This window comes from Sanguibacter sp. Z41_6 (assembly GCF_059621145.1).
The window spans coordinates 248,625-274,244 of sequence record NZ_JCAQIF010000001.1 but is presented as its reverse complement, the minus strand read 5'-3'; the positions used below and the strand labels follow the sequence as shown (position 1 = coordinate 274,244).

General features: G+C 72.9%; 27 protein-coding genes and 1 riboswitch. Of the genes, 15 read left to right on the top strand and 12 right to left on the bottom strand.

Going from position 1 to position 25,620, the window contains the following annotated elements; genetic code table 11:
- The first annotated feature begins 144 nt into the window (after nt 1-144).
- The 9 genes from purD to AC54T1_RS01235 all read left to right on the top strand — a co-directional run bounded on the left by purD (nt 145) and on the right by AC54T1_RS01235 (nt 6,330).
- A complete protein-coding gene (gene purD / locus AC54T1_RS01275) occupies nt 145-1,440 on the top strand; it encodes a phosphoribosylamine--glycine ligase (protein ID WP_496910738.1) in 1,296 nt (431 codons plus the stop codon).
- A complete protein-coding gene (locus AC54T1_RS01270; RefSeq protein WP_496910737.1) occupies nt 1,437-2,384 on the top strand; it encodes a phosphoribosylaminoimidazolesuccinocarboxamide synthase in 948 nt (315 codons plus the stop codon). The genes purD and AC54T1_RS01270 overlap by 4 nt, the downstream gene beginning before the upstream one ends.
- A 123-nt stretch (nt 2,385-2,507) precedes the next feature.
- Nucleotides 2,508-3,521 (top strand): siderophore-interacting protein, encoded by a 1,014-nt coding sequence (locus tag AC54T1_RS01265; RefSeq protein WP_484343525.1) that lies wholly within the window; start codon nt 2,508-2,510, stop codon nt 3,519-3,521.
- A gap of 126 nt (nt 3,522-3,647) precedes the next feature.
- The gene (gene purS, locus AC54T1_RS01260; RefSeq protein WP_484343524.1) at nt 3,648-3,914 is read left to right on the top strand and encodes a phosphoribosylformylglycinamidine synthase subunit PurS; all 267 of its coding nucleotides are present in this window, start codon (nt 3,648-3,650) and stop codon (nt 3,912-3,914) included.
- Nucleotides 3,911-4,627 carry a phosphoribosylformylglycinamidine synthase subunit PurQ gene (purQ, locus tag AC54T1_RS01255; protein ID WP_484343523.1) on the top strand — a complete coding sequence of 239 codons (717 nt, stop codon included), beginning with the start codon at nt 3,911-3,913 and terminating at the stop codon, nt 4,625-4,627. Before purS ends, purQ begins: the two co-directional genes overlap by 4 nt.
- 26 nt (nt 4,628-4,653) lie before the next feature.
- Entirely contained in the window at nt 4,654-4,884 is a 231-nt protein-coding gene (locus tag AC54T1_RS01250) for a hypothetical protein (protein ID WP_484343522.1), read from the top strand.
- Nucleotides 4,885-4,975: 91 nt separating this feature from the next.
- Nucleotides 4,976-5,440 (top strand): GNAT family N-acetyltransferase, encoded by a 465-nt coding sequence (locus tag AC54T1_RS01245; protein ID WP_484343521.1) that lies wholly within the window; start codon nt 4,976-4,978, stop codon nt 5,438-5,440.
- 130 nt (nt 5,441-5,570) lie between these two features.
- On the top strand, nt 5,571-6,074 hold the full coding sequence (locus AC54T1_RS01240) for a pyridoxamine 5'-phosphate oxidase family protein (RefSeq protein ID WP_484343520.1): 504 nt from the start codon (nt 5,571-5,573) through the stop codon (nt 6,072-6,074).
- Nucleotides 5,989-6,330 (top strand): HAD family hydrolase, encoded by a 342-nt coding sequence (locus AC54T1_RS01235; protein WP_496910736.1) that lies wholly within the window; start codon nt 5,989-5,991, stop codon nt 6,328-6,330. The genes AC54T1_RS01240 and AC54T1_RS01235 overlap by 86 nt, the downstream gene beginning before the upstream one ends.
- Here AC54T1_RS01235 and AC54T1_RS01230 read toward each other — a convergent pair.
- Both AC54T1_RS01230 and AC54T1_RS01225 read right to left on the bottom strand, forming a co-directional pair.
- The gene (locus AC54T1_RS01230; protein WP_484343516.1) at nt 6,278-7,498 is read right to left on the bottom strand and encodes an O-succinylhomoserine sulfhydrylase; all 1,221 of its coding nucleotides are present in this window, start codon (nt 7,496-7,498) and stop codon (nt 6,278-6,280) included. The genes AC54T1_RS01235 and AC54T1_RS01230 overlap by 53 nt on opposite strands.
- A complete protein-coding gene (locus tag AC54T1_RS01225) occupies nt 7,495-7,929 on the bottom strand; it encodes a rhodanese-like domain-containing protein (protein ID WP_496910735.1) in 435 nt (144 codons plus the stop codon). The genes AC54T1_RS01230 and AC54T1_RS01225 overlap by 4 nt, the downstream gene beginning before the upstream one ends.
- 107 nt (nt 7,930-8,036) lie before the next feature.
- Nucleotides 8,037-8,150: riboswitch (SAM riboswitch) on the top strand.
- A 48-nt stretch (nt 8,151-8,198) separates the two neighbouring features.
- On the opposite strand from AC54T1_RS01225, the gene AC54T1_RS01220 reads away from it, so the two are divergent.
- Nucleotides 8,199-9,611: an aminotransferase class V-fold PLP-dependent enzyme gene (locus AC54T1_RS01220; RefSeq protein WP_496910734.1), complete on the top strand. Its 1,413-nt coding sequence runs from the start codon at nt 8,199-8,201 to the stop codon at nt 9,609-9,611.
- 55 nt (nt 9,612-9,666) lie between these two features.
- On the opposite strand, the gene AC54T1_RS01215 is transcribed toward AC54T1_RS01220, so the two are convergent.
- The 3 genes from AC54T1_RS01215 to AC54T1_RS01205 all read right to left on the bottom strand — a co-directional run bounded on the left by AC54T1_RS01215 (nt 9,667) and on the right by AC54T1_RS01205 (nt 13,794).
- On the bottom strand, nt 9,667-11,205 hold the full coding sequence (locus tag AC54T1_RS01215) for a tetratricopeptide repeat protein (RefSeq protein ID WP_496910733.1): 1,539 nt from the start codon (nt 11,203-11,205) through the stop codon (nt 9,667-9,669).
- A gap of 3 nt (nt 11,206-11,208) precedes the next feature.
- Nucleotides 11,209-12,504: an AAA family ATPase gene (locus AC54T1_RS01210; RefSeq protein ID WP_496910732.1), complete on the bottom strand. Its 1,296-nt coding sequence runs from the start codon at nt 12,502-12,504 to the stop codon at nt 11,209-11,211.
- A gap of 63 nt (nt 12,505-12,567) precedes the next feature.
- Entirely contained in the window at nt 12,568-13,794 is a 1,227-nt protein-coding gene (locus AC54T1_RS01205) for an RtcB family protein (RefSeq protein WP_496910731.1), read from the bottom strand.
- Between the two features lie 176 nt (nt 13,795-13,970).
- Here AC54T1_RS01205 and AC54T1_RS01200 point away from each other — a divergent pair, with 176 nt between their 5' ends.
- Nucleotides 13,971-14,756: a class I SAM-dependent methyltransferase gene (locus AC54T1_RS01200; protein WP_496910730.1), complete on the top strand. Its 786-nt coding sequence runs from the start codon at nt 13,971-13,973 to the stop codon at nt 14,754-14,756.
- Between the two features lie 15 nt (nt 14,757-14,771).
- Here the strand turns inward: AC54T1_RS01200 and AC54T1_RS01195 are convergent, their stop codons facing one another.
- Nucleotides 14,772-15,404, bottom strand: coding sequence for a pentapeptide repeat-containing protein (locus tag AC54T1_RS01195; RefSeq protein ID WP_484343509.1), 633 nt, complete (start codon nt 15,402-15,404; stop codon nt 14,772-14,774).
- 90 nt (nt 15,405-15,494) lie between these two features.
- Between AC54T1_RS01195 and AC54T1_RS01190 the strand changes: the two genes are divergently transcribed.
- Complete coding sequence (locus AC54T1_RS01190) at nt 15,495-15,821, top strand: GNAT family N-acetyltransferase (protein WP_496910729.1); 327 nt, start codon at nt 15,495-15,497, stop codon at nt 15,819-15,821.
- Nucleotides 15,822-15,868: 47 nt separating this feature from the next.
- Nucleotides 15,869-16,975 carry an FAD-dependent oxidoreductase gene (locus tag AC54T1_RS01185; protein ID WP_496910728.1) on the top strand — a complete coding sequence of 369 codons (1,107 nt, stop codon included), beginning with the start codon at nt 15,869-15,871 and terminating at the stop codon, nt 16,973-16,975.
- Here AC54T1_RS01185 and AC54T1_RS01180 read toward each other — a convergent pair.
- Nucleotides 16,965-18,479, bottom strand: coding sequence for an outer membrane protein assembly factor BamB family protein (locus AC54T1_RS01180; RefSeq protein ID WP_496910727.1), 1,515 nt, complete (start codon nt 18,477-18,479; stop codon nt 16,965-16,967). The two genes, AC54T1_RS01185 and AC54T1_RS01180, sit on opposite strands and share 11 nt — an antisense overlap.
- A 57-nt stretch (nt 18,480-18,536) precedes the next feature.
- A complete protein-coding gene (map, locus tag AC54T1_RS01175; protein WP_496910726.1) occupies nt 18,537-19,310 on the bottom strand; it encodes a type I methionyl aminopeptidase in 774 nt (257 codons plus the stop codon).
- Nucleotides 19,311-19,371: 61 nt separating this feature from the next.
- On the opposite strand from map, the gene AC54T1_RS01170 reads away from it, so the two are divergent.
- On the top strand, nt 19,372-19,662 hold the full coding sequence (locus tag AC54T1_RS01170; protein WP_484343504.1) for a helix-turn-helix transcriptional regulator: 291 nt from the start codon (nt 19,372-19,374) through the stop codon (nt 19,660-19,662).
- Between the two features lie 31 nt (nt 19,663-19,693).
- On the opposite strand, the gene AC54T1_RS01165 is transcribed toward AC54T1_RS01170, so the two are convergent.
- The 4 genes from AC54T1_RS01165 to AC54T1_RS01150 all read right to left on the bottom strand — a co-directional run bounded on the left by AC54T1_RS01165 (nt 19,694) and on the right by AC54T1_RS01150 (nt 24,850).
- Nucleotides 19,694-20,932 (bottom strand): hypothetical protein, encoded by a 1,239-nt coding sequence (locus AC54T1_RS01165; RefSeq protein ID WP_496910725.1) that lies wholly within the window; start codon nt 20,930-20,932, stop codon nt 19,694-19,696.
- Nucleotides 20,933-21,048: 116 nt separating this feature from the next.
- Nucleotides 21,049-22,128, bottom strand: coding sequence for a MaoC family dehydratase (locus tag AC54T1_RS01160; RefSeq protein ID WP_484343502.1), 1,080 nt, complete (start codon nt 22,126-22,128; stop codon nt 21,049-21,051).
- A complete protein-coding gene (locus AC54T1_RS01155) occupies nt 22,125-23,501 on the bottom strand; it encodes a 3-oxoacyl-ACP reductase (protein ID WP_496910724.1) in 1,377 nt (458 codons plus the stop codon). Before AC54T1_RS01155 ends, AC54T1_RS01160 begins: the two co-directional genes overlap by 4 nt.
- On the bottom strand, nt 23,498-24,850 hold the full coding sequence (locus AC54T1_RS01150; RefSeq protein ID WP_496910723.1) for an acetyl-CoA C-acetyltransferase: 1,353 nt from the start codon (nt 24,848-24,850) through the stop codon (nt 23,498-23,500). Before AC54T1_RS01150 ends, AC54T1_RS01155 begins: the two co-directional genes overlap by 4 nt.
- A 76-nt stretch (nt 24,851-24,926) precedes the next feature.
- Here AC54T1_RS01150 and AC54T1_RS01145 point away from each other — a divergent pair, with 76 nt between their 5' ends.
- Nucleotides 24,927-25,574 (top strand): TetR/AcrR family transcriptional regulator, encoded by a 648-nt coding sequence (locus AC54T1_RS01145; RefSeq protein ID WP_484343499.1) that lies wholly within the window; start codon nt 24,927-24,929, stop codon nt 25,572-25,574.
- The last annotated feature ends 46 nt before the right edge of the window (nt 25,575-25,620 follow it).

Genomic DNA, 25,620 nt, shown 5'->3' with positions numbered 1-25,620 from the left:
GCTCCTGTGGCCAGCGCCCCCTTCTGACGCATCGACCGCCTGTGGAGCGGGCGGCCAACCGCCCCGAGAATACCGCGTAGCGGCTCATCCCGTCGGGTGAGCGGCGCCGATCGTGCGGAGACATCCACGGCTAAACTCCCGCCTGTGAAGATCCTCGTCGTCGGCTCCGGTGCTCGCGAGCACGCCATCCTCCACTCGCTCGCGCAGGAGATTCCCGCGCACGAGCTCCACGCGGCTCCCGGGAACCCCGGGATCGCTCGACTCGCCCGGCTGCACGCCGTCGACGCGCTCGACGGTGCTGCGGTCGCTGCGCTCGCCCGGCAGATCGGGGCCGAGCTCGTCGTCGTGGGCCCGGAGGCGCCGCTCGTCGCGGGTGTCGCCGACGCCGTGGTCGCGGCCGGGATCCCGGTGTTCGGACCGTCCGCCGACGCCGCGCGGCTCGAAGGATCCAAGGCGTTCGCCAAGGACGTCATGGCGGCGGCCGAGGTCCCGACCGCCCAGGCGTACGTGTGCTCGACCGTCGACCAGGTGGGTGACGCGCTCGACGCCTTCGGTCCGCCGTACGTCGTCAAGGACGACGGGCTGGCCGCGGGCAAGGGCGTCGTCGTCACGGACGTCCGGCTCGACGCGATCCGTCACGCCCAGGAGTGCTTCGCGAACCCCGACCGTGGCGGCGACCCCCGCGTCGTCATCGAGGAGTTCCTCGACGGCCCGGAGGTTTCGCTCTTCTGCATCAGCGACGGTGAGCACGTCGTGCCGCTCGCGCCCGCACAGGACTTCAAGCGTGCCTTCGACGGTGACCGCGGACCGAACACGGGTGGCATGGGCGCGTACAGCCCGCTGCCGTGGGCGCCGGAGGGGCTGACCGAGGAGGTCGTCACCCGGATCGCGCAGCCGACCATCGACGAGATGCGCGCGCGCGGCGTGCCGTTCGTCGGGGTCCTCTACGTGGGGCTCGCGCTGACGAGCCGCGGGACGCGCGTCGTGGAGTTCAACGCGCGGTTCGGGGACCCGGAGACGCAGGTGGTGCTGTCCCGGCTCGAGACGCCGCTCTCGGCGCTGCTCCTCGCGGCGGCGACGGGTGGTCTCGCGGAGCTGCCGCGGCTGCGGTGGAGCGACCGCGCGGCCGTGACGGTCGTCGTCGCGGCCGACGGATACCCGGCGGCCCCGGTCCACGGCCGACCGGTCACGGGCGTCGACCAGGCCGCAGCCGTGCCTGGAGTGCACGTGCTGCACGCCGGCACCGCGGACGACGGCGAGGGCGGGCTCGTGAGCGCCGGCGGGCGCGTGCTGTCTGTGGTGGGCGTGGGGGAGGACCTCGCCGAGGCGCGCCGCCTCGCCTACCGCGGCGTGGACGCGGTCGTGCTGCCCGGGTCGCACCACCGCACCGACATCGCGGCGGCGGCCGCGGCGGGTGCTGCTGTCGGCGGCGTCCGATGAGCGCGGGGTTCGCCGCGGACGCCCCGGAGCTCCCGGGTTGGCTGCACGTCTACTCCGGCAAGGTCCGTGACCTCTACGAACCCGACCTCACCCACTACTCGGGCGTGCACCCGCTGGGGGACGTCCTGCTCGTCGTGGCGTCCGACCGGGTGAGCGCGTACGACCACGTGCTGTCGCCCCCCATCCCGGACAAGGGCACCGTGCTCACCCAGCTGAGCCTGTGGTGGTTCGAGCAGCTCGCGGACCTCGTGGACAACCACGTGGTGACCACCGCAGCGTCAGCGATGCCGGGCGACGGCCTCGTCCCCGACGTCGTCGCGGGCCGCGCGATGATCTGCCGTCGGCTGGAGATGTTCCCCGTCGAGTGCGTGGCACGCGGCTATCTCACGGGGTCGGGCCTCGTCGAGTACCGCGAGAGCGGGTCGGTGTGCGGGGTCGTGCTGCCCGCCGGGCTCGTGGACGGCTCGCGGTTGCCGGAGCCGATCTTCACCCCCGCCACGAAGGCCGAGGTGGGGGAGCATGACGAGAACGTCAGCCTCGAGGTCGTCGCCGAGCGGATCGGGGACGAGCAGGCGGTGCGCCTGCGGGACCTCACGCTCGCTGTGTACGCGCGCGCGGAGGCGATCGCGCGGGAGCGCGGCGTCATCCTCGCGGACACGAAGCTCGAGTTCGGGGTCGACCCGGTGACGGGCGCGGTCGTCCTCGGCGACGAGGTGCTCACCCCGGACTCCTCGAGGTTCTGGCCGGTCGACGAGTGGGAGCCGGGGCGCGCCCAGCCGAGCTTCGACAAGCAGCCGATCCGGGACTGGCTCGTCTCGCCCGCGTCCGGGTGGGACCGCGCGGGCGACGCGCCGCCGCCGGAGCTCTCCGCGGAGGTCGTCGAGGCGACCCGGCTGCGCTACCTCGATGCCTACCGACGGATCACGGGCTCCGACCTCGCGTGACCCGGAGCTGCGCGCCCGGCCGTGCCTGGCCGTGGACGCGTCGGATGTCCTCTGAGGGAGGCCCCGAAGCTCAAGTTAGGAGAGGCATACCCATGCGAGGTTAGGCATGCCATACTCGGGTGCATGACCACTCTCGCGACCGTCGAGCGCACCCAGCCGGCCTACCGGGCGTTCGACGTCAGGGTGAGCCGCGTCAACCGTCTGACCTCGTCCTTCCTGCGCGTGACCTTCACCGGTCACGACCTCGACGAGTTCGGCCGCGACGGCCTCGACCAGCGCATCAAGCTGGTCCTCCCCGCTCCCGACGGCTCGGTGCCCCGCGCCGAGGACTTCCAGTCAGCGTCCTGGTACCAGGAGTGGCGTGCGCTCCCGGAGGACCGTCGCAACCCGTTCCGCACGTACACCGTGCGCGCGACCCGGCCGGCGGTGCTCAACGCCTCGGGGCTCGGCGAGGTCGACGTCGACTTCGTCCTGCACCCCGACGACGGCGGCATGCCCGGCCCTGCGGCCCGCTGGGTCGCCACCGTCCGCCCGGGCGACGCGTGCGTCCTCAACGGACCGAACCTCCTCCACGACGGTCCTGCGGGCGGGATCGAGTGGGCGCCGCCCGCGACGGCCACGACGCTCATCCTCGCCGGCGACGAGACGGCCGCGCCGGCGATCAGCGCGATCGTCGAGTCCCTGCCCGCGGGCAGCCGCGCGCACGCCTACATCGAGGTCCCTGGCGACGACGACGTCCTGCCGGTCACCGTGCCCGACGGTGTGTCGGTCACGTGGTTGCCGAGGCACACGGCCGACGGCACGGTGCACCCCCACGGAGAACGGCTCGACGCCGCGGTCCGTGCGTGCCTGCAGGCCCGGCAGGAGGAGCGGGCGGCTGCCGCGCAGATCCTCGCCGCTGCTGATGCGCTCGCCGGGAGCGAGCCGGAGGACGTCGACATCGACGCCACCATCCTGTGGGACACGCCGTTCTACCACTCCGACGAGACCGGGCCGCTCGGCGACTGCTACGCGTGGATAGCCGGCGAGGCCGCGGTCGTTCGTGAGCTCCGCCGGCACCTCGTCCGGGACCTCGGGATCGACCGTCGCTCCGTCGCCTTCATGGGGTACTGGCGACGCGGTCGCGCCGAGAACTGACGCCCGGGAACGCGTGCGTCTCAGCCCGGGGGACGGCCCTGATCCTCGGGTGAGGAGGGCGATAAGATCACCGCTGAGCCCGCACTGCACCAAGCACTGCGCCCGTACCGAGCACGAGGAGTCCCCGTGGGACGCGTAGTCGTCGACGTCATGCCCAAGCCCGAGATCCTCGACCCGCAGGGGAAGGCCGTCGCCGGGGCGCTGCCACGGCTGGGGTTCACCGGGTTCACGAGCGTCCGCCAGGGCAAGCGGTTCGAGCTCGAGGTCGACGGCGACGTCACCCCTGAGGTCCTCGCGGCGGCGCGCGCCGCCGCCGAGCGGGTCCTGTCCAACCCCGTCATCGAGGACGTCGTCAACGTCGTCGACGCTGCCGTGGAGGTCAAGGGCCTGTGACCGGGGCGCTCACCGACGCCCGCGTCGGCGTCATCACGTTCCCCGGGACGCTCGACGACCGCGACGCAGCACGCGCCGTCCGGCTAGCCGGTGGCACGGCGGTCCCGCTGTGGCACGCGGACTCCGACCTCAAGGAGGTCGACGCCGTCGTGCTGCCCGGCGGCTTCTCCTACGGGGACTATCTGCGCGCCGGTGCGATCTCGAGCTTCGCGCCGATCATGGAGACCCTCGTCGACGCGGCCAAGGGCGGCCTGCCCGTCCTGGGCATCTGCAACGGGTTCCAGATCCTCACCGAGACGCACCTGCTGCCCGGCTCGATGGTGAAGAACGACCACCTCGCCTTCATCTGCCGCGAGCAGACCCTCACGGTCGAGAATGCGAGCACGGCGTGGACCCGCGACTTCACGGTCGGTGAGGAGATCACCGTCCCGCTGAAGAACCAGGACGGCCAGTTCGTCGCCGACGAGCACACCCTCGACGAGCTCGAGGGCGAGGGCCGCGTGGTGTTCCGCTACTCCGGCTGGAACCCCAACGGCTCGCGCCGCGGGATCGCCGGAATCTCGAACGAGGCCGGGAACGTCGTCGGGCTCATGCCGCACCCCGAGCACGCGGTCGAGGTCGGCTTCGGCACCGCCGGTGACGCCGGACCGCGCGCCGGGACCGACGGGCTGAAGTTCTTCACCTCGGTGCTCAGCACGCTCGTTCGGGCCTGACGCGCCTCGCTCGACGACGGGAACGGATGGACATGCAGGAGATCATCGGGGTCAGCATCGTCGGGATCGTCATTGTCGGCCTCGTGGCGATCTCCGTGTGGGGTGGGAGGGCGTCCAGTGCCGGCCGTCCCCGCCGGAGCGGCGACTCGAGCGACAGCGGCTCCGATGGTGGGGGCTGGTGGAGCAGCGACAGCGGTGACTCCTCGGGTGGGGACGGCGGCGGGGGAGACGGCGGCGGTGGCGGTGGCGGCGACTGACGCCTCGACCGGCAGCGGTGCTCGCACCGCTGGTCCTCGCGCTGGCGTTCCGCCAACCCTGACGGCCGCTGGGCTCGTCTCCCTCGACGTCGTGCCGTGGGACGACGTCGAGGCCGGGACGTTGCGTGACGCGCAGCGCGCCGAGATCGCCGGGCGCTACGGCGACGAGGAGGAACCCGGGCCGGTGCCGAGGGGCGAGCACGTTCTCGCGAACGTCGTCGTGCGCCTGGACGGTCGCGCTGTCGGCTGCGGCGCCGTGCAGGAAGTCACCGGCTGGTACCCGGAGGTCGGGACGGGACGGGTCGGAGAGATCAAGCGGATCTACGTGGCTCCGGAGGCTCGTGGCCGCGGGCTCGGTCACGTCCTGCTGCGGGAGCTGCACGCGCGTGCCCGTGCCGACGGGCTGACGCACCTCGTCCTCGAGACCGGTGACCTGCTCGTCGAGGCGGCCGCGCTCTACCGCGCCCACGGGTACACGCCGATCGCCCGCTACGGACCGTACGTGGAGCACGAGTCCTCGGTCTGCTACGAGGTGCACCTCCTCACCGACGTCTGAGCCGGGAGCCGGCCGCGCCCACGGCGTCTGCCGCCCGCGACGGTTCGCCCTGCGGGCCGGCGGATCCCTGCCTACCGTGGACGGCACGGGCGCGCCGCAGCGGGCGGTGAGCCCTTGCCGAGGAGGCACCATGACCGATCAGACCGACGGGACGACCACCCACGACGAGACGATGCGCCTGGTCACGGAGATCGTCAAGGACGCGCACATCGCGATGCTCACGACCGTCGCGTCGGACGGCCGCCTCGTGTCCCGCCCGATGGGTGTGCAGGACATCGACTTCGACGGCGACCTGTGGTTCTTCACGGACCTCGACAGCACCAAGGTGCAGCAGATCCGCGCCGGCTCCGGGGCCAACGTCTCCTTCGCGACGAGCACCGCGTGGCTCTCCGTGTCCGGGCCGGCGGAGGTCGTCACGGACCCGCTCCAGATCGAGGCGCACTGGAGCCGGTCCGCTCAGGCATGGTTCCCTGACGGGCCGTTGTCACCGGGTGTCGCTCTCGTCGTCGTGCACGGGGAGACGGCCGAGTACTGGAAGGGGCCGGGCCGTGTCGCGACGGTGCTCAGCCTGCTCAAGGCGAAGAGGAAGGGTGAGCGCTACGACGGTGGCGAGAACGAGACCGTCCACCTCTGACGGGGCCGTGGCGCCGGAGCGTCACGCTCGAGCGGTGACCCAGTCCCGGAGCCCGGACGCGCTCGGGGTCGCGCCGGCGGACTGCGTGATGGTCGGTGACAGTGCCGCCACCGACGTCGAGGGCGCGCTCGCGGCAGGGTGGGACGCGGTGTGGCTCGACCGGCACCGTTCAGTGCTGGCTGCGCACCGGCGCTATCCCGTCATCAGGTCGCTCGTCGAGCTTCCCGCCCGAGTGCGCGCTCGATGTCCTCGATGAGGTCGAGCGGGTCCTCGAGGCCGACGCTCAGGCGCACGGTCGTCTCCGCGATGCCGACGGCGGCGCGCCCCTCGGGGCCGAGCCGCCGGTGCGTCGTCGTCGCAGGGTGCGTGATGAGGGACTTCGCGTCGCCGAGGTTGTTGGAGATGTCGACGATCTCGAGCGCGTCGAGGAACGCGAACGCGCGCTTCTTGGCGGTGTCCGCATCGGTGCCCTCAGGCACCTCGAGGTCGAACGTCACGACCGTGCCGCCACCGGTCTGCTGCTTCCGGGCGAGCTCGTACTGCGGGTGCGACGGCAGGAACGGGTAGCGCACCCGGCTGATCCCGGGCAGGGTCTCGAGGTGCTCGGCGATGCGCAGCGCCGCGGCGGTCTGGGCATGGACCCGCAGGCTCAGGGTCTCGAGTCCTTTGAGCAGCACCCATGCGTTGAACGGGCTGAGGGACGGCCCGGTGTTGCGGATGAACTTCTGCACCGGCCCGTCGATGTACTCCTTCGAGCCGAGGATCGCGCCGCCGAGGACGCGGCCCTGTCCGTCGATGTGCTTCGTGGCGGAGTAGACGACGACGTCGGCGCCGAGCTCGAACGGCCGCTGCAGCACGGGCGTCGCGAACACGTTGTCGAGCACGACGACGGCTCCCGCGGCGTGGGCCAGCTCGCACACGGCCGCGACGTCGACGATGTCCTGCATGGGGTTGGACGGCGTCTCGAAGAAGACGACGTCCGCCGGGGTGGACAGCGCCGCCTGCCACTGGTCGAGCTCGTGGGCGTCGACGTAGTCGACCGTGATGCCCCAGCCGGCGAAGATCTCGTCGAAGATCACGACGGTGGACCCGAAGAGGGCGCGGGCGGACACGATCCGCGATCCCGAGGTCACGAGCGCCGCGAGGGACGTGAACACCGCGGACATGCCCGTCGCCGTCGCGTAGCAGGCCTCGGCGCCGTCGAGCAGGCGCAGGCGCTCCTCGAACATGTGGACCGTGGGGTTGCCGTAGCGGGAGTAGATGAAGTGGTCGACGTCGCCCGCGAAGGCCGCCTCGGCCTCGGCGCCGCTGGCGTAGACGAATCCCTGGGTGAGGAAGAGCGGCTCGGACGTCTCCTCGAAGTTGCTCCGGACCTGCCCGCCGCGCACGGCGAGCGTCGCGGGACGGAGGTCACGGTCGGTCATGACGGTTCCCCGGTGTACGTCGTCGCGGGCAGACCGCGGCGCACCCAGCCGTTGACGGTCCGCTGACCGTAGGCGTCGGTGTCACCCTCGAATCCCTCGAGGACGTTGTACGACGGTCTGAACCCCGCCTCGGTGGCCCGGGTCGCGGCAGCGACGGAGCGGTGGCCGGAGCGGCACAGGAAGACCACCGGGCGCCCGTCGCCCGGCTCCACACCGACGGCCGCGAGCTCGGCGAGGAAGTCCTCGTTGGGTCCGGCCGGGGTCACCCACTGGACGAACGCGACCTCTCGGTCACCGGGGAGCTCGCTCACGTCGGGCACGCCGATCTGGCGCCACTCACCCTCGGTGCGGACGTCGACGAGGACGGCGGCGGGGTTCTCCGCGAGGAGCGCCCAGGCATCGTGGGGTGTGAGGTCTCCGGCGTAGGTCATGGTCGAGGATCACCCGCGACCCCCGCCGTGAGACAGCCCGTCCAGGATGTAAGACAAATGGGGCTCGCGCGTTGACACGTCCTGAGGCGTTCCGGATCCTTGAGACAGGTCACGAGTGCCAGCAGACAGCCCCGGCTTGCTGGCCGGCAACCCTCCTTCCGCGGTGGGGTGCCCCGGGTGAAGACCTGGCCGACGTCGCCCGACGTCGGCAAGCGCGGGGTCTGGTCGTCGTCATCGCTGGTCCCCCAGGAGTTTTCCGGAGGACCACCATGTCGATCGCCACCACAGGATGTCTGCCCGTCGTCGGGTCCGAGACGCGCGTGCCGCTCGTCGACGGCCGGACCGTCGCGTACGCGAACCTCGACTGCGCCGCCAGCGCGCCGGCGCTGCGCGCCGTCGCCGACCGGGTCGCCGAGGTGCTCCCGCTGTACGCGAGCGTGCACCGCGGTGCCGGGTACCTCTCCCAGGTCTCCACCGCCCTCTACGAGTCGGCCCGCCGGACCATCGGCGAGTTCGTCGGCGCCCGCGAGGACGACGTCACGATCATCACGCGCAACACGACCGACTCCCTCAACCTGCTCGCCGGTTGTGTCCCGACGGACGAGTCCGGGACGCCCGGGCGCGTCCTCGTCCTCGACGTCGAGCACCACGCCAACCTCCTGCCGTGGCAGCGCAGCGCCGGGGGCGCGACCGTCCTCACGGGCGAGTCGTCCGTCGCCGCGACGCTCGAGGCGTTGCGCGCCGAGCTCGCTGCCACGCACTATGCGCTCGTCGCCGTCACCGGTGCCTCGAACGTCACCGGTGAGTCGCTGCCGCTCACCGACCTCGTCCGGATCGCCCACGACGCCGGAGCGCGCGTCGCCCTCGACGGCGCCCAGCTCGTCCCGCACCGCCGCTTCTCGCTCGCGGAGACCGGCGTCGACTACGTCTCCTTCTCCGGGCACAAGACGTACGCGCCCTTCGGGTCCGGCGCGCTCGTCGGACGCCGCGACTGGCTCGACGCCGGTGAGCCGTACCTCGCCGGTGGTGGCGCCGTGCGGCAGGTGGGCCTCGTCGACGTCGAGTGGACGACGGCGCCCGCCCGGCACGAGGCCGGCTCGCCCAACGTCGTCGGCGCCGTCGCGCTCGCGGCGGCCTGCGACGCCCTCGCGTCGGTCCCCGCAGCGGAGCTCGAGGCGCACGAGGCGATCCTGCGCGACCGCCTCGTCACCGGCCTCGGAGCGATCCCGGGCGTCGAGGTCGTGCGTGCCTGGGCCGACGCCGTCGACCCAGTGGGTGTCGTCACCTTCTCCGTCGTGGGACACGACCCCGGCCTCGTCGCGGCGTACCTGTCCGCCGAGCACGGCATCGGCGTGCGCGACGGTCGCTTCTGCGCACACCCGCTCCTGTCCCGCCTCGGGTACGACGCCGGAGCCATCCGCGCGAGCGTCGGCGTCGGGACGGTGCTCGAGGAGGTCGACCGGTTGGTCGGGGCGCTCGCGTCCTACCTCGCCGCCGGTCCGACCGTGCAGTACGAGGTCGTCGACGGCTGCTGGGCCGTCGTGGACGACCCTCGTCCGCTGCCGCAGGTGACCGGTCTCACCGGGCTGGTCGGGACGGCGGCCGCGACGCTCGGCGCGGGCGGGTCGGCGTGCGGTCCGGCGCCGGTGCAGGCGATCGTCGCCGAGCTCGCGAACGCCTGAACCCCGCGACCCGGTGACGCTCCCCGGTGACGCTTCCCGGTGACGCTGCGCGGTCCTAGAAGTCCGGGACCGTGATCGGTGGGATCCTCGGGAGCTCGATCGGCGGCACTGTCGTCGAGGGCTCGTGGAAACCGGGCGGGACCGTCACCGTCTCGCCCGAGGTGTCGCGCTCCTCGTCCCCCCAGGCCCGGGTGGCCTCCTGGAGGCGACCGAACGACGTCACGAGCAGAAGGACGAGCAGCACGGTGGCGGTCAGGGCGAGCACAGCGGCCTGGACACGGCGCCACCACCCGGCCTGGTTCCAGCGCTGAAGGACGGCAGCCTCGGCGGTCGCGGTGAGCGCGACGACGGCGACGATGACACCCAGGGCGGACCGGGCAGCGAGGTCCGCAGGTGGGCCGGCATCGGACAGTGCCACGAGCACGAACGGGACGAGCACGACCGGCGTCCACAGAGCTCGACCGGTCCGGTCGGTCACGAGCGTCGTCATGGCCGGGGCTGCCCACCGCGCGTCGGGCGCCGTCCCCTCAGCCTCCACGCTCGCCGCGGCGACCTCGTCGATGCTCCGCGCGCGTCGCACCTCGTACGAGAAGCTCGCGGCGCGCGCGCCGACCCACGCAGCGGTCGCGAGCAGGAGCAGCCACGCTCCGGGGATCCCGCCGCCCGCGAGCACCACACCGCCCACCGTGCCGGTGAGGATCGCGACGGTGCTGCACCCACGCACCACCCTGCGCCACGGGGTCCGTGCCGCGAGCTCGCGGCGGACCGACATGGGCAGCTTCTCGGCCGACGAGAACCGGATGCACCCGACGAGCACCGCCACGACGAGGACGAGCGCGACCCACACGACGCGACCGCGTCCGTCGACGAGGGCCGTCCCGGTCGCGAGCAGCGCGGGCACGAGCCACAGCATCATGAGGAAGCGCCGGCGTTGGCGCGAGACCACGGCATGAAAGGTGGTCTGCAGCGTGGAGTCGGTGGGTGAGCCGGTGAGGAGCCCGGTGATGATCTCCAGCGACTCGTCCGTCGTCCCGATCTTCGCGCGCGCCTCAAGCAGCTCCCTGTCCTGGGGGTGCTGCGCCAGCCCGGCATCGAGGATCCGACGGGCCTCGCCCGTGTCGCCGACGGCACGCTCGACGGCCGCGGCGTTGGTGAAGAACCACGGTTCCCCGCTGCCGTGCTCGAGCGCGAGCCGGTAGTGGCGGCGGACCCGCTCCCGCCGGTCCGGTCCGCGGTGCGTCGCCGCGACGAACGCGAGACACATGTGCGCGACACCGTGCTGCGGGTCCGCGGCGAGAAGGGCAGAGGCGTGCTGGGTCACGAGGTCGGCGTCGCCCACCTGGATCGCGGCCCACGCGACGACCGCGTGGGCCGACCCGTGGCGGGGGTCGGCGGCGAGCGCGGCGGTGCCGGCCTCGATGACCTCGGGCCAGCGCTTCTGGTGCTCGAGGAGCCTGGCGAGCGTGAGCAGCAGCCGCGCGTCCCCGGGATGCTGGGCGAGCGTCTCGCGCACCAGGGTGTCGGCACGGGTCACCTGACCCACCGCGAGGAACGACTCGACGCGGTAGACCGCGGCGTCGACGGTGTCGGTCACGGCTCAGCGGCGCTCACGGGAGGCGATGAACTCCGCGAGGTCGTCGTACCGCCCGTCGGTGTTGGCGAACGCGACGACGTTCTTGGCCGCCGCGATCCAGGCGCCCGTCGACGGCTTGATCTCGCGCAGGACGTGGCGCAGCTCGGTCATCGTGATCGGCTGGACCTGGCCCGCCTGGATCGACCGGAGCATCGCCTGCTCCGCGGCCGACGAGACGAGGTGCTCGAGGTCGGCGCCGGAGAACCCGTCGGTGCTGCGGACGAGCTCGCCGAGGTCGATGCCCGCGATGGGGCGCCGGTCGAGGTGCATGTGGAGGATCGCTGCCCGGGCCGGCTCGTCAGGCGGCAGGACGAGCAGCGTCCGGTCGAAGCGACCGGGGCGCATGAGCGCGGGGTCGACCTCCCACGGGCTGTTGGTCGCGGCGAGCACGAAGAGCCCGTCGTTGTCCCCCGTCATGGAGTCGAGCTCCATGAGCAGCTGGTCGACCATGGCGCGCATGCCCGACCACCCGGTGCCGATGCTCGAGCGCTTGGCGCCGATCGCGTCGATCTCGTCGAGGAAGAGGACTGCGGGCGTGAGTGCGCGCGCCCGCTCGAACAACGCGTGGAGGTTCTTCTCCGTCTCCCCGAAGTGGGAGCCGAGGATGTCGGAGAGGTTCGCGGTGAGGAACCGGGCGCCGAGCTCGCCCGCGATGGCGCGCGCCATGAACGTCTTTCCGCAGCCGGGCGGGCCGTAGAGGACGAGCCCGCCGCGCAGGGACTTGCCGAACGCCTTCGCCAGCTCGGGGTGGCGCATGGGCTCGAGGAAGGACTCGTGGAGGCGGCGCTTGACGGTCTCGAGGCCGCCGACGTCCGCGAGCGTCACGCGGGTCGTGTACTCGTCGACGACGGGCGCGACCTCCCCGCTGCCGGGTGCGACGAGGAGGGGCTCACCCTCGGCGGCGGGGTCCGCCGGGTTCGCCGGGTCGACGAAGGGCGGCGGGACGGCGACGCCGTCGAGGTCGGACTCGGCCCGGTCCCAGTCGAAGCCTGCACCGTCTGTCGGCGCCGCGGGTGCCGCCGCGGGCGGACCGACCGGATCAGCCGGCGCCGGAGACCGCAGCGCCGACGTCGCCTCGCTGAGGATCGCGAGCGCCTCCGCCGACCGCGGCTCGTGGGTGAGCGCCGTCGCCGCGTGGGTCACGGCGTCCTCGACGCGGCCCCGCTCGAGCAGGAGCCGTGCCACCTGCAGGCGCAGCTCGGTGTTCGAGGGGGCCGCCTCGAGGGCGGCGAACAGGCTCGTGAACAGGGCGTCGCTCATGCGCCGGAGCCTACCGGCGCAGTCGCGGCCGGGGCGGCGCCAGGAGCGGTGAGGAGTCCCCACTCACCCCTTGACGCACAACACCGTCCGCAGCCGTGCGACGACCTCGACGAGGTCGGACTGAGCGGCGATGACGGAGTCGAGGTCCTTGTAGGCACCGGGGATCTCGTCGACCACCCCGGCGTCCTTGCGGCACTCGACGCCGGCGGTCTGCTCGGCGAGGTCGGTCGTCGTGAAGCGCTTCTTCGCCTGGGTGCGGGACATCCGCCGGCCCGCGCCGTGCGACGCGGACTGGAAGGACGCGTCGTTGCCCAGGCCCCGGACGATGTACGAGCCGGTGCCCATGGAGCCCGGGATGAGGCCGAGCTCGCCGCGGCCCGCACGGATGGCGCCCTTGCGGGTGACGATGAGCTCGGCGCCGTCGATCTGCTCCACCGCGACGTAGTTGTGGTGGACGTTGACGGCCTCGTCGAACTGGACGTCGAGCCCGGTGAAGGCACGCCGGACCTCGTCGACCACGAGCGCCATCATCACCGCACGCGAGCGTGCCGCGAACTCCTGCGCCCAGCGCAGGTCGTTGAGGTACGCGTCCATCTGTGGGGTGCCGGCGAGGAACACCGCGAGGTCGCGGTCCGGCAGCGTGAGGTTGTGGTCGAGACCCTTGGCGATCGACACGTGCCGCTCCGCGAGCTCCTTGCCGATGTTCCGCGACCCGGAGTGCAGCTGCAACCACACGACGTCGTCGGTGTCGACGCACAGCTCGATGAAGTGGTTGCCGCCGCCGAGCGTGCCGAGCTGCTTGCGGGCGCGGGCCTCAAGCTGCTGGACACCACCGTGCAGCGTCTCGAAGCGCCGCCACAGGGCCTCGGTGCCGGAGACGAACGCGGCGCTGGCCGGCCCGGCGTGGACCGGACGCAGGCGCCGGACGTCCACCGGGGACGAGTGCGCATGGAAACCCACGGGAACAGCGCGCTCGAACGCGGCACGCAGCGGCCCGAGGTCGTCGGGCAGGTCTGCCGCGGTGAGCGACGTGCGAACCCCGATCATGCCGCACCCGATGTCGACGCCGACGGCGTTCGGGGAGACCGCGTCGCGCATCGCGATGACCGACCCGACCGTCGCGCCCTTGCCCAGGTGGACGTCGGGCATGACACGTACGCCCTCGACCCACGGCAGTGCCGCGATGTTGCGCAGCTGCTGCAGCGCCTGCTGCTCGACCTCGTGGGGGTGCGCCCACATGAGGGTGGACGCCTGGGCGCCGGGCAGGGGGACGGGGAACTCGGTGTGCATGGCTGCTCTCTCGGACGGGCGCCGGATGTCGCGGCGCGGGGTCTGCGACCGTAGCCGGGCGCGCGCTGTGATGCCCAGGCAATTGTTCGCCGGAGCCTGCTGCTGCGCACCCCGGTGTGCCAGGGTGTGGGGACCGCCGGCGGCACGTCGGTGTCCACGGCGAGCTGGGGGCGAGCGTGAGCAGACGAGGTCTGGGGTGGCGTGCGGCGTACGAGGTGCTCGCGCTGCGGGTGCGTCGGCCGGAGTGGGCGTTCATGAACTACGGCTACGCGCCGTCGGTGGACGACGCCGGGGACCTCGTCCTGTCGACCGAGGACGAGCCGGACCGGCTGTGCATCAACCTGTACGAGCAGACCATCGGCGACGTGAGCCTTGAGGGGCTCGACGTGCTCGAGGTGGGGTCGGGGCGCGGTGGCGGGAGCTCGTACGTCGCGCGTCACCACCAGCCGCGCTCCGTCGTCGGCCTCGACTTCTCGGCCGCGGCGGTGAGGCTGAGCCGCGCCCACCGGCGGGCGCCCGGGCTGCGGTTCGTCCGGGGCGACGCCCAGGCGATGCCCTTCCCGGACGCATCCTTCGACGTCGTGCTCAACGTCGAGTCGTCGCACTGCTACCCGTCCGTGCCCGCGTTCCTCGCGGAGGTGCGCCGGGTGCTCCGCCCGGGCGGGCGGCTGCTGTTCGCCGACTTCCGGGCTACCGACGACGTGCCGGAGCTCATGCGTCAGCTGCAGGGTTCAGGGCTCGTGCTGGAGCATGAGGAGGACGTCACGGACGGAGTGGTGGCGGCCCTGCGGCGCGACGACACCCGCAAGCGCGAGCTCATCGGGTCCTGGCTCCCGCGGGTGGTGCACCCGCTCATGCGGCGCTTCGCTGCGGTCGAGGGGTCGCGCGGGTTCGAGGCGTTCGACACCGGGCGGACGAGGTACGTGGTGACTCGTCTCGTGAAGCCGGTGGGCGGTCTCTAGTCCGCAACCACGGCGCTAGTCCGCGACGACGATGCCCAGGTGCCCGGCGAGCAGGGGAGCGAGGTCGTCCAGCTGCTCGGCGCTGATCGTTGCGCCCTTGAGGCCTGCGAGCCCGGTGATCTTCGACATCCGCAGACCCGTGAGGTCGACCTTCTTCAGCTGGGCGTTCTTGGTGATGACGCTGTCCGCCCGGGTCTCGACGAACCGGACGTCGCTCGCACGGACTCCTGTGAGGTCGATCTCCCCGATGACGCAGTTCTCGAACGTCACGCCTGTCAGCCGGGTGTCCCGGAGGTTGAGGTAGTCGATCTTCGTGCCCGAGATCGTCACGCGCACCCACTCGCTCCCGTACGCCTGGACGCCACCGAGGCGGCTCGACCGCACGGACACCGTCTGCCACGAGCCGCTCGATGCGTCGAGGGAGTCGGCGGTCACGGTCTCGAACGTGCAGTCCATGAGGCGGGCCGACTCGAGCCGCAGGCCCGAGAGGTTCGTGCGGCTGAACGTGCAGTCCATGAGCCGGGAGTCCGACGCGTCGACGTCGCGCAGGTCGACACCGTCGTACACGCCGTCCTCGATGTAGGCCTCTGGCTCGAGCGTCGTCGAGGGCGGGTCGAAAGCGTCGTCGGGGGTCGTCTCGTCGGCCATGGCTCCACTCTGGCACGCGCCACCGACGCCCACGGCACGCTCACGGTAAACAGGCTGAGCCAGGCCCGGCACCTCTGGCAGGGTTGCCGCATGCACCACGACACCGCTCTCACCGGCCACGGGGTCCGCCTCGTCCCGCTCGCCGTCGAGCACGCCCCGGCGCTCGCGGACATGGTCGACGACGAGCTCTGGGCGGGCATGGCCGTCGCGGTCCCCGACACCACGGCGTCGATGACGCACGACATCGAGGCGGCCCACGCGACGCCCGGACGGCTTGCCTTCACGGTCCTCGGGGACGACGACGTCGTGCGCGGGAGCACGTCGCTCTACGACTGGACGCACGCGCAGGAGTGGCCGGGCGTGCGGGAGGGGCTGCTCGCGCGGCTCGGCGGCGCCGCCGACGCGGCGACGGAATAGCCCCACGCGCCGCGGGGTTCCCCTGGCAGACGACCGGAGGAGGCAACGTGCTCGACGTGGTGGTGATCGGCGCCGGCCAGGCCGGCCTCTCGGCCGCGTACCACCTGCTCCGACGGGGCCACGAGCCGGGGTCGTCGTTCGTCGTCCTCGACGCCAACGACGGGCCGGGTGGTGCGTGGCGGCACCGCTGGCCGTCGCTCACCCTCGGCGCCGCGCACGGGATCCACGACCTGCCCGGTGTGCCGCTCGGCACCCCGGACCCGACCGAGCCGGCGTCCGCCGTCGTCGCCCGGTACTACGGCGACTACGAGCACGACCTCGGCCTGCCGGTGCACCGGCCCGTCACGGTCCGGGAGGTGCGGTCCGACGACGGACCCACTGGCCCGCTCACTGTCGTCACCGATTCCGGGACGTGGGAGACCGCGACGGTCATCAACGCCACCGGCACATGGGACCGGCCGCACTGGCCGTACTACCCGGGGCGCGACCGCTTCCGCGGCCGGCAGCTGCACACGAGGGACTTCTGGTCCGCGGAGGAGTTCCGCGGGCAGCGCGTCGTCGTCGTCGGCGGCGGGACGTCCGCGGTGCAGTTCCTGCTGCAGCTCGCTGCGGCCGGTGCGTCGACGACGTGGGCGACCCGTCGGCCGCCGGTGTTCGGGGAGCGGGAGTTCGATGCCGAGTGGGGGCGTGACGTCGAGCGCAGCGTGGCCGCTCGCACCGACGCCGGGCTGCCGACCCTGTCCGTCGTCGCCGCGACGGGCCTGCCGCTCATCCCGGAGTACCAGCGGGGGATCGAGGGCGGCATCCTCGTGTCCCACGGCATGTTCACGGAGATCGTCGAGGACGGGGTGGTGTTCCCCGACGGGGAGGTCGTGCCGGCCGACGTGATCCTCTGGGCGACGGGGTTCCGACCCGTCGTCGGGCACCTCGCTCCCTTGCGCCTGCGGGAGTCCGGCGGTGGCATCACGACGGACGGCGCACGCGCGGCCCGTGACCCGCGCGTCCTTCTCGCGGGCTACGGGGCCGGGGCCTCGACCATCGGGGCGACCCGGACCGGGCGGGGCGCTGCGGTGGCGGCGTCACAGGCCGCGCGGGGTCGCCCCCGCTCGACCGGCGGCGTGCATCCCGACGCCGGTCACGCCGTCAGGGCGTGAAGACGTGCGTGACGAGCGCTCCGGCGGCGTCGGCGCCCGAGAGGACGACCCGGCCGTGGTGTGACGTGACGGCCGCTAGTGCATCGATCCCGACGTCGGCGGCGTCCACGGACCACGCGACCGTGCCGTCGGTCGACGAGTAGGCCGTGACCGCGGTGAGATCCTGGACGAGGAGGTTCTCCCCGTCACTCGTCGTGATCGCGGACGGCACCACGGGCAGGCTCCACAGCTCCGCGCCGTCCTCCAGGCTGAGAGCGGTCACCGTGTCGGTGCCCGTGCGGGTGAGCACCACGACGTCGTCGAACGTCATCGACCAGTGCATCGACGGGTTGTCCACCGACCAGACCTCGTCGCCGTCGGCCGTCGAGAAGGCCCGGACGTCCTCGTCGTCCAGGAGGACGAGGACGTCGGGCGCGGTCGTGCTGAACCAGTCGATGTTCGTGAACTGGCCCTCCGCGTCGACAAGCTCCTCTCCGTCTCCTGAGAAGAGCTGCACCCCCGCTGCGCTCCACACGAACACCGAACCGTCGTCGAGGATCTTCGCGCTGGTCGAACCGCTCACGGGGTTGCTCCAGAGCTCGGCGCCGTCCTCCGTGTCGTGGAGCGAGACCGACGTGGAGGTGAGGACCACCAGTCGATCGTCCGTCAGGGCCGTGACGCGCACGTTCGAGGCGTTCTTGACGTCATGTGTCCACAGGGGGTCGCCGTGGGTGTCGTACATCTCGACACGAGCGCCGTCGATGGTGACGAACCCCTCCGGCGAGATCAGCGGCAGGACCTTCGCGCCGGACCAGAGGTCGGTCCGCGCACCGGTGTCCGGATCGACCGTGAACAGGATGCCTTCGTCGGCCGGGGTCGTGCCCACGCAGACGAACTCGTCGAAGGTGTGCACGGAGCACTGGGCGTAGCCGCCGTCCGTCGCCAGGTCGAGCACCCACAGGTGCTCGCCCGTCGCAGCATCGACCCCGATGAGCCCGACCGATGTCTCGCTCGCCCAGAGCTGGATGAGCGCGACCCCGTCGAGGACCGGCACGCCGCTCTCCCGCGGGAAGAAGACGAGCGCACCGGCGTCGGGCGCCAGTCCCGAGGCTGCGACGTCCGCGGCAGTCACGGTCCACTCGTCGGGTGCCCAGGTGCCGTCAGGAGCGACCGGGCCGTCCGGCGGCGGTTGGTCGGCCTCGTCGTCGGACGCGTCGTCGTCAGCTCGTTCCGTCTCCTCGGTGTCCTCCGCGGCCTCGGCATCCTCCGTGGCCTGCGTGTCCTCGGACGGACCGAGGACCCCGGTCAGTGCGAGCGCCCCCGTTGCGGCCGCGCCGACGACGAGGACCAGGGCCAGGACCCAGGTGATCACGACGCCCCGGGGACGTGGCGGGCGTGCCCCCACGCTCTGCGGGTGGGCCGGCGGGCCCTGGTGCGGCGGGCCCTGGTGCGACGCACCGTGCCCGTCCGGGAGGTGCCCGGGGGGCGGCGGTGGGGGCGGCGGCGGACCGAAGGGCTGGGACATGCCGCTCATACTAAGTGGATCGGGACAGGTCCCTGCGGGTCCGGGACAGGCTGCGGCTCAGGCTTGCGGCGCCAGGGTGAGGATCTCCGCCCCGTCGTCGGTGATGGCGACGGTGTGCTCGCTGTGCGCGGTCCGGCAGCCGGTGGCGCTGCGCAGCGTCCAGCCGTCCGGGTCGGTCGTGAGGGTCGCGGTGTCGGCCATGACCCACGGCTCGATCGCGAGGAGCAGGCCGGGGCGCAGGGCGTACCCGCGCCCGGGCCGGCCGTTGTTCACCACGTGCGGGTCCTGGTGCATCGTCGAGCCGACGCCGTGCCCCCCGAACTCGGTGTTCACGGTGTATCCGGCGTCGGTGAGGACGGTCCCGATGGCGTGCGAGAGGTCGCCGATGCGCGCGCCCGGCGCGGCGATGGCGATGGCGGCGTCGAGTGCGCGCTCCGTCGCGTCGATGAGCGCGAGGTCCTCGGGTGCCGCTGCGCCGACGACGAAGCTCACGGCGGAGTCCGCGACGATGCCGTCGAGCGACACCGCGAGGTCGAGCGTGAGGAGGTCGCCGTCCCGCAGGCGGTAGTCGTGGGGGAGGCCGTGCAGCACCGCGTCGTTGACGGAGGTGCAGATGTAGTGGCCGAACGGCCCGCGGCCGAACGACGGTGCGTAGTCGACGTAGCAGGACACGGCGCCCGCCTCGAGGATCATCGCCCTGGCCCACCGGTCGATGTCGAGGAGGTTCGTCCCGACCGTCGCGCGGTCGCGCAGCGTGTGGAGGATGTGGGCGACGAGCGCCCCGGTCGCTCGTGCACGGGGGAGCTCGCGGGGGCTGAAGATCTCGATCACGGGGGCCTCGTCCGTCGGTCCAACACTGTCCCGGTAATACTATCCCGGTATAGTCATCGGCATGGTCCGACTGCCGCACACCTCTGCCGACGTCGAACGCGGACGACGCCTCGGTGCCCTCCTGCGCGCCGCCCGGGGTGAGCGGTCCATCCTCCAGACCGCCCTCGACGCGGGCATCTCACCCGAGACCCTCCGCAAGATCGAGACGGGGCGCGTCGCCACCCCGGCGTTCCCGACGATCGCCGCGATCGCAGGCGTCCTCGCCCTGTCGCTCGACGCCGTCTGGGCGGAGATCACCGACGCTCAGCCGGCCGGCACGGGCCGGGCGTCCGCGGAGCGCCTCGCCTCGTAGGCGGCATCCGGCCGGTGCCCTCGGGTGCGGATCAGATCGACCGCGGCCACGTCCGCAGCAGCCGGTTGCGGCGCTCTCGGTCCCGGCCCGCGGTGACGAGCTCGCTGCCGAGGGCCACGACGATCGCCACGACGGCGCCCACGACGAGCACCGGACCGCCGTCCCACGTCGCGCCGGTCCGCGCCTCGACGGCGGCGGTCGTCGGGCCCACCACCACGAGGAGCAGCGACGCGCTGCCGGCGAGCAGCTGGGCCGCCCGCCGCACCGGCCCGCGGTCGCCGAGCACCTCCGCGGTGAGCCGCGGGTCGGGGCGGGTCGCCGGGATCCCGTCCGTGGTGCGGTCCGATCCCGCCGCGATCCCGTCGAGCACTCCCAGCAGGAGGCTGTGTCGCACCGCCTCGACGACGAGCGCCACGACGAGGAGCGCGACCGTCGCCACCGCGGACGCGAAGAGCGCGGCGAGGAGCCCCGCTCCGGGTTCCGGACCGTTCTCCACGACCCACGGGACCAGGGCGGGCGTGCCGGCTGCGGGTCCGAGGGCGACGGAAGCGGTGACGGAGAGAAGGGCGGCCGCCCCGAGCGCGAGCACTCGCGCGACCCGGTCCGCCCACACAGCGACGCGGTAGCGGCCCGGCAGCGGCACGGCCCGGACGGGCTGCTCGGCGTTGCCGGGGTCCGTCGGGCTGTGCCGCCAGGACACGGGCGTCGCCGCGAGTCGGCGACGCAGCACGGTCACGAGACGGACGAGCCCGACGCCCACCGCCACGGCGATCGCGCTGCCGAGGAGCGCCTCCGCTGCGCCGTCGCTGTCGAGCGTCGTCAGCGCGAGCACGACGAGGAACGTGCCGGTCCCTGCGAGGAGGAACCCGAGGATGCGCAACGTCGAGAAGGGCTTCATGTCGCTCGTGCCGTAACCGGCCCTGGCGACCGCGCGCTGGGCGGGAGTCGGGGGAGTGGCCTGGCACGCCGGGTCGCCCCGGTAGCGGGTGAGCCGGCGCGCGTAGAGCAGCGACCGCGCCGCGCTCACGAGGCACGCGGCGAGCCACAGCACGAGGAGCACGAGGACGGCGACACCTAGCGCACGGCGCGCGCTGGCCTCGAGGTCGACGGTGAGCGTCGCGTCCTGCTCCATGACGGCGAGCCCGAGGACGAGCACCGCTGCTCCGAGCGCGCCCCCCACCACGGCGGGCCACACGACGGCCCACACGGCATCGAGCACCCGCCCGGCACGGCCCAGCGGGTACTCGCGGTAGTGGACGACGTCGGACACGGCGCCGAGCGTAGCCCGAGTGCCGCGCGAGCCGCGCTCAGGTCGCGGGGCGAGGTGCAGCGGTCCGGTCCTGACCCGCCACAGCCCCGCAGTGCCCGGCGCGCACGTGGTGCGGATCAGCGAGGCGTGACCGCCCCGGTGAAGTGCTCCTTGCCGCTCTTCGCGTTCCAGCCGACGTACCGGTAGGCGCGAGGGCCCTGCCCGAACCCGGCCGCACCGTCGGGGGTGATCGCTACCGCGACCCGACCGGGCAGCAGGACGGGCTTGGCGAACTCCACGGTCCACTCGTACGCGTCGCCGCGAGCGAGGCCCACCTCGGCGAGCGCGCGCGACGCCGTGTACATCCCGTGGGCGATCGCCCGCGGGAACCCGAACGCCTTCGCGGTGAGGCCGCTGAGGTGGATGGGGTTCCGGTCCCCGGAAACGGCGGCGTACCGGCGGCCGGTGGCAGCGTCGAGCGTCCACCGACCGGTCGGGAACCGCACAGCCCGGGTGTCCGCGTCGTGACGAGGCGACGACCCGTAGGCGTCGGACAGCTCGAGCGCGCTCCCGGAGTTGTCCGACGCCGGGCTCTGGGCGCGTCGCTGGGCGTCGGACAGGTCGGGGGGTGTCGCGGCGGCGGGTGAGGAGGAGGTGGCGAGGTACGTCGAGACGCCGCGCCACACGACGCGCGTCGCGTCCCCCTCGCCGTACCGGGCAGCGACCTCCGTGACGAGGTCCACCTGCGTGCCACGTCGGTGGGGGCGGAGGTTGTCCGCCCACGCGTGCACCTCGAGCTCTTCGTCGGCCGTGATCTGCCGGTGGACGGTCACGTGGTTCGCGAGGTGCACCATGCCCGCGACGGGCAGCGGGAAGTCGGGACGGACCATGAGGGCCATGGCGACGGGGAACGCGAGGACGTGCACGAACCCCGCGGGGAGCCGGTCGTCCGCCGGCTCGCCGAGGAGCCGCTGGTAGGCGAGCAGGCGCTCCGGGTCCGCGACGACGCCGGCCACCCGGTACGTCACGTCGGGCAGGGACGGCGCGCCGGCGTCGTCCTGCCGGCCGAGGCCCGGCAGGTGTGCGAGCACCCGGCCGGGTCGTGGTGCGACTGCCCGCGCGTACAGCCCGCCGAGCCCTGGGACGTCGGGCAGCGTCCGCACCGTCGTCGGGCGGTCCGTGCCCGCGGTCCGACCGTTCGCCGTCACGTCGCTCACGCCCCTACGAGGTTCTGGCCGCACACCCGCAGCACCGTCCCGCTGATCCCGCCAGCAGCCGGTGAGGCGAGGAACGCGACGGCCTCGGCGACGTCGACCGGCTGCCCGCCCTGCTGCAGAGAGTTGAGGCGTCGTGCCACCTCTCGGGTCGCGAACGGGATCCGGGCCGTCATCTCGGTCTCGATGAACCCGGGGGCGACGGCGTTCGCCGTGCCCCCGACGTCGGCGAGCAGCGGGCCGGTGGCCCGCACCATCCCGATGACCCCGCCCTTGGACGCCGCGTAGTTCGTCTGGCCGCGGTTCCCTGCGATCCCGCTCGTCGAGGCGAGCGACACGATGCGCGGCGCGTCGCGGAACACGCTGGACGCGAGCAGGGCCTCGTTGATGCGCAGCTGAGCGGCGATGTTCACGGCCAGCACGGAGTCCCACGTCTCGGGCTTCATGTTGGCGAGCAGCTTGTCCCGCGTGATCCCTGCGTTGTGCACGACGATGTCCAGGCCACCGTGGCGCGCGCTGGCGTGCTCGATGATCCGCTGCCCGGCGTCGGGCGTCGTGATGTCGAGCTGCAGCGCCGTGCCGTGGATCTCGTTGGCGACGGCGGCGAGCTGCTCACCGGCTGCGGGGACGTCGACGGCGACGACGGTCGCACCGTCCCGAGCGAGGGTCCGCGCGATCGACGCACCGATGCCGCGCGCGGCCCCGGTGACGACGGCAACCCGCCCGGCGAGGGGACGCGAGGGGTCGTCGGCCGGCGCGCCACCGCTGCTGGAGACGGTGAGGAACTGGCCGTCGACGAACGACGACTTCGTCGACAGCAGGAACGCGAGCGCCCCGCCGACGGACGGTGCGGCGAGCGGGACGTCGCCCGTGAGGACGATCCCGTTGCCGGTCGCGCCTGCCCGCAGCTCCTTCGCGAGCGACCGCAGCACCCCGTCCACCCCTTGCCGGGCGGCGGCGACGGCGGGTGCGTCGTCGGGTGTGGCGGCCCGGGAGATCGTCACGACGCGGCCGCCGCGCTCGAGGGAGCGCAGGGCGCCCGCGAGCTCGAGCATCGGCCCGGAGAGGTCGTCCGGGTGGGCCGCCTCGGTGAGCACGACGACGATGGCGCCCCACCGGGGTCCGTTGGCGCCGGCGGGGTGACGGCGGACGTCGATCTCGGTGCCACCGCCGACCGTGTCGTTGAGCAGCAGCTGTGCCACGACGTCCGCGTCGTTGCCGGTCCCCACGGTCCCGCCGAGCACGAGCACCGGCCCGGGGACGGGCGGTGCGCCCGGGCTGTACCGGCGCAGGATCGCGGGGCGGGGCAGCCCGAGCTTCTTGGCGAGGGTCCCGGTGAGTCCCCCGTTGACGAGCGAGGTGTAGGTGTCGGTCACTGTGCTGCCTCGTTCCCGGCGTCCGCCGACTCGATGAGGGCCGCGACGCCGAGGCCGCCGGCGGCGCAGACGGAGATGAGCGCGCGGGCAGGGCGGCCGGTCTCGGCGGCGCGCGCTGCGACGAGCTTGGCGGCGGTCGCGACGATCCGGCCGCCGGTCGCCGCGAACGGGTGCCCGGCAGCGAGCGACGAGCCGTTGACGTTGAGGCGGGTGCGGTCGACCGTCCCGAGCGCACCGTCGAGGCCGAGCTCGGTGCGGCAGTAGTCCTCGTCCTCCCACGCGGCGAGCGTGGTGAGGACGGTGGAGGCGAACGCCTCGTGGATCTCGAAGAAGTCGATGTCGTCGAGCGTGAGCCCGTTGCGGGCCAGGAGGCGGGGGACGGCGTGGACGGGCGCCATGAGCAGGCCCTCGTGGCCGTGCACGTAGTCGACCGCCGCGGCCTCGCCGTCGACGACGCGGGCGAGGACGGGCAGGTCGTGCTCCGCCGCCCACTCGCGCGATCCCAGCAGGACGACGCTCGCGCCGTCGGTGAGCGGGGTGGAGTTCCCCGCGGTCATCGTCGCCGGGACGTCGAGCGTCGTGCCGAAGACGGGCTTGAGGGAGGCGAGCTTCTCGAGGGACGTGTCCGCGCGCAGGTTCTGGTCGCGGGTCAGGCCCTTGAACGGGGTGACGAGGTCGTCGAAGAACCCCGCGTCGTAGGCGGCGGCGAGGTGGTGGTGGCTGTCGTAGGCCACCTGGTCCTGGGCCTCGCGGGTGATGCCCCACCGGGCGGTGGTGATCGCCTGGTGCTCGCCCATCGACAGCCCGGTGCGGGGCTCGTCGGTCTGCGGGGTGCTCGGCGCGATGTCGCGGGGGCGCAGCGCGGAGAACGCCTTGACGCGGGCGGCGAGCGTCTTGGCGTGCGAGGCCCGGAGCAGCACGTGGCGCAGGCCCTCGGAGACGGCGATGGGTGCGTCGGAGATCGTGTCGGTCCCACCGGCGATCGCGGACTCGATCTGCCCGAGGCGGATCTTGTTGCTCACGCCGATGACGGCCTCGAGGCCGGTCGCGCAGGCCTGCTGGAGGTCGTACGCGGGGGTCTGGGGGGACAACGAGGAGCCGAGGACGCACTCGCGGACGAGGTTGAAGTCCCTGGAGTGCTTGAGCACCGAGCCGCCGACCACCTCGCCGATGCGCTCACCCTGGAGGCCGAACCTGGCGACGAGGCCCTCGAGGGCTGCGGTGAACAGGTCCTGGTTGCTCGCCGTGGAGTACTTCCCGCCCGCGCGTGCGAAGGGGGTGCGGTTCCCTCCGACGATGACGGCGTCTCGGGTGGTCGGAGGGGTCGGGGTGGGCGGGGTACCAGACACTAGAGAGCTCCTCGCGTCGTTGCTGGATAGGTCGTACCGATGTCCAGCACCCACAGTACCTGATACTGTCGGTTCTGTGAGTCCTGCCACAGAGATGACGACGCCTCCCGGCACCCAGACCGGTGCCGACGGACGCAGCACGCGCTGGGACGACCACCGAGCGGCCCGGCGGATCGCTCTCGTGCACGCCGCACGACGAGCCGTCCACAAGGCCGGCCCCGAGATCTCCATGGACGAGATCGCCGCGTACGCGAAAACCTCGAAGTCCATCGTCTACCGCTACTTCACCGACAAGCCGGGCCTCCAGCTCGCGGTCGGTGAGGCCGTCGTCGCGCAGATGCGTGACGCGCTCGCCGACGCAGCACGCACGGCGACGACCCCCCGCGACTCCCTGCGCTCCATGGTCGCGGTGTACCTCGAGATGATCGAGCACTCACCGAACGTCTACTACTTCGTCACCCGGACCGCTCCCGGCCTGCCGTTCCTCGACTCGATGATCGAGCTCGTCGCCCAGCCCTTCGCGCAGGAGATGCGTGCCGACCCGTCCGACGCCGCAGCCTGGGGCGCCGGTGCCGTCGGGTTCGTGCGCGGCTCCGGGGAGTGGTGGCTGGAGAACCGCTCCGAGGCGGGTGCACCCACCCGCGAGGAGCTCACCGACCGCGTCACCGCATGGCTGTGGGGTGGGCCCGTCGGGGTCCTCGCCCGTGACCGCACCCGCACTTGACCGCACCCGCACCTGAGCCCGTCCGGAACCCGGACACCGACACTGA

What these genes read in the sequence shown, in the direction of transcription:
- AC54T1_RS01270 (WP_496910737.1), top strand. Translation starts at nt 1,437, where the DNA reads ATGAGCGCGGGGTTCGCCGCGGACGCCCCGGAGCTCCCGGGTTGGCTG.
- AC54T1_RS01210 (WP_496910732.1), bottom strand. Translation starts at nt 12,504, where the DNA reads ATGAGCGACGCCCTGTTCACGAGCCTGTTCGCCGCCCTCGAGGCGGCC.
- AC54T1_RS01195 (WP_484343509.1), bottom strand. Translation starts at nt 15,404, where the DNA reads ATGGCCGACGAGACGACCCCCGACGACGCTTTCGACCCGCCCTCGACG.
- AC54T1_RS01220 (WP_496910734.1), top strand. Translation starts at nt 8,199, where the DNA reads ATGTCGATCGCCACCACAGGATGTCTGCCCGTCGTCGGGTCCGAGACG.
- AC54T1_RS01170 (WP_484343504.1), top strand. Translation starts at nt 19,372, where the DNA reads ATGGTCCGACTGCCGCACACCTCTGCCGACGTCGAACGCGGACGACGC.
- AC54T1_RS01240 (WP_484343520.1), top strand. Translation starts at nt 5,571, where the DNA reads ATGACCGATCAGACCGACGGGACGACCACCCACGACGAGACGATGCGC.
- AC54T1_RS01190 (WP_496910729.1), top strand. Translation starts at nt 15,495, where the DNA reads ATGCACCACGACACCGCTCTCACCGGCCACGGGGTCCGCCTCGTCCCG.
- AC54T1_RS01250 (WP_484343522.1), top strand. Translation starts at nt 4,654, where the DNA reads ATGGACATGCAGGAGATCATCGGGGTCAGCATCGTCGGGATCGTCATT.
- AC54T1_RS01180 (WP_496910727.1), bottom strand. Translation starts at nt 18,479, where the DNA reads ATGTCCCAGCCCTTCGGTCCGCCGCCGCCCCCACCGCCGCCCCCCGGG.
- AC54T1_RS01205 (WP_496910731.1), bottom strand. Translation starts at nt 13,794, where the DNA reads ATGCACACCGAGTTCCCCGTCCCCCTGCCCGGCGCCCAGGCGTCCACC.
- AC54T1_RS01230 (WP_484343516.1), bottom strand. Translation starts at nt 7,498, where the DNA reads ATGACCGACCGTGACCTCCGTCCCGCGACGCTCGCCGTGCGCGGCGGG.
- AC54T1_RS01225 (WP_496910735.1), bottom strand. Translation starts at nt 7,929, where the DNA reads ATGACCTACGCCGGAGACCTCACACCCCACGATGCCTGGGCGCTCCTC.
- AC54T1_RS01265 (WP_484343525.1), top strand. Translation starts at nt 2,508, where the DNA reads ATGACCACTCTCGCGACCGTCGAGCGCACCCAGCCGGCCTACCGGGCG.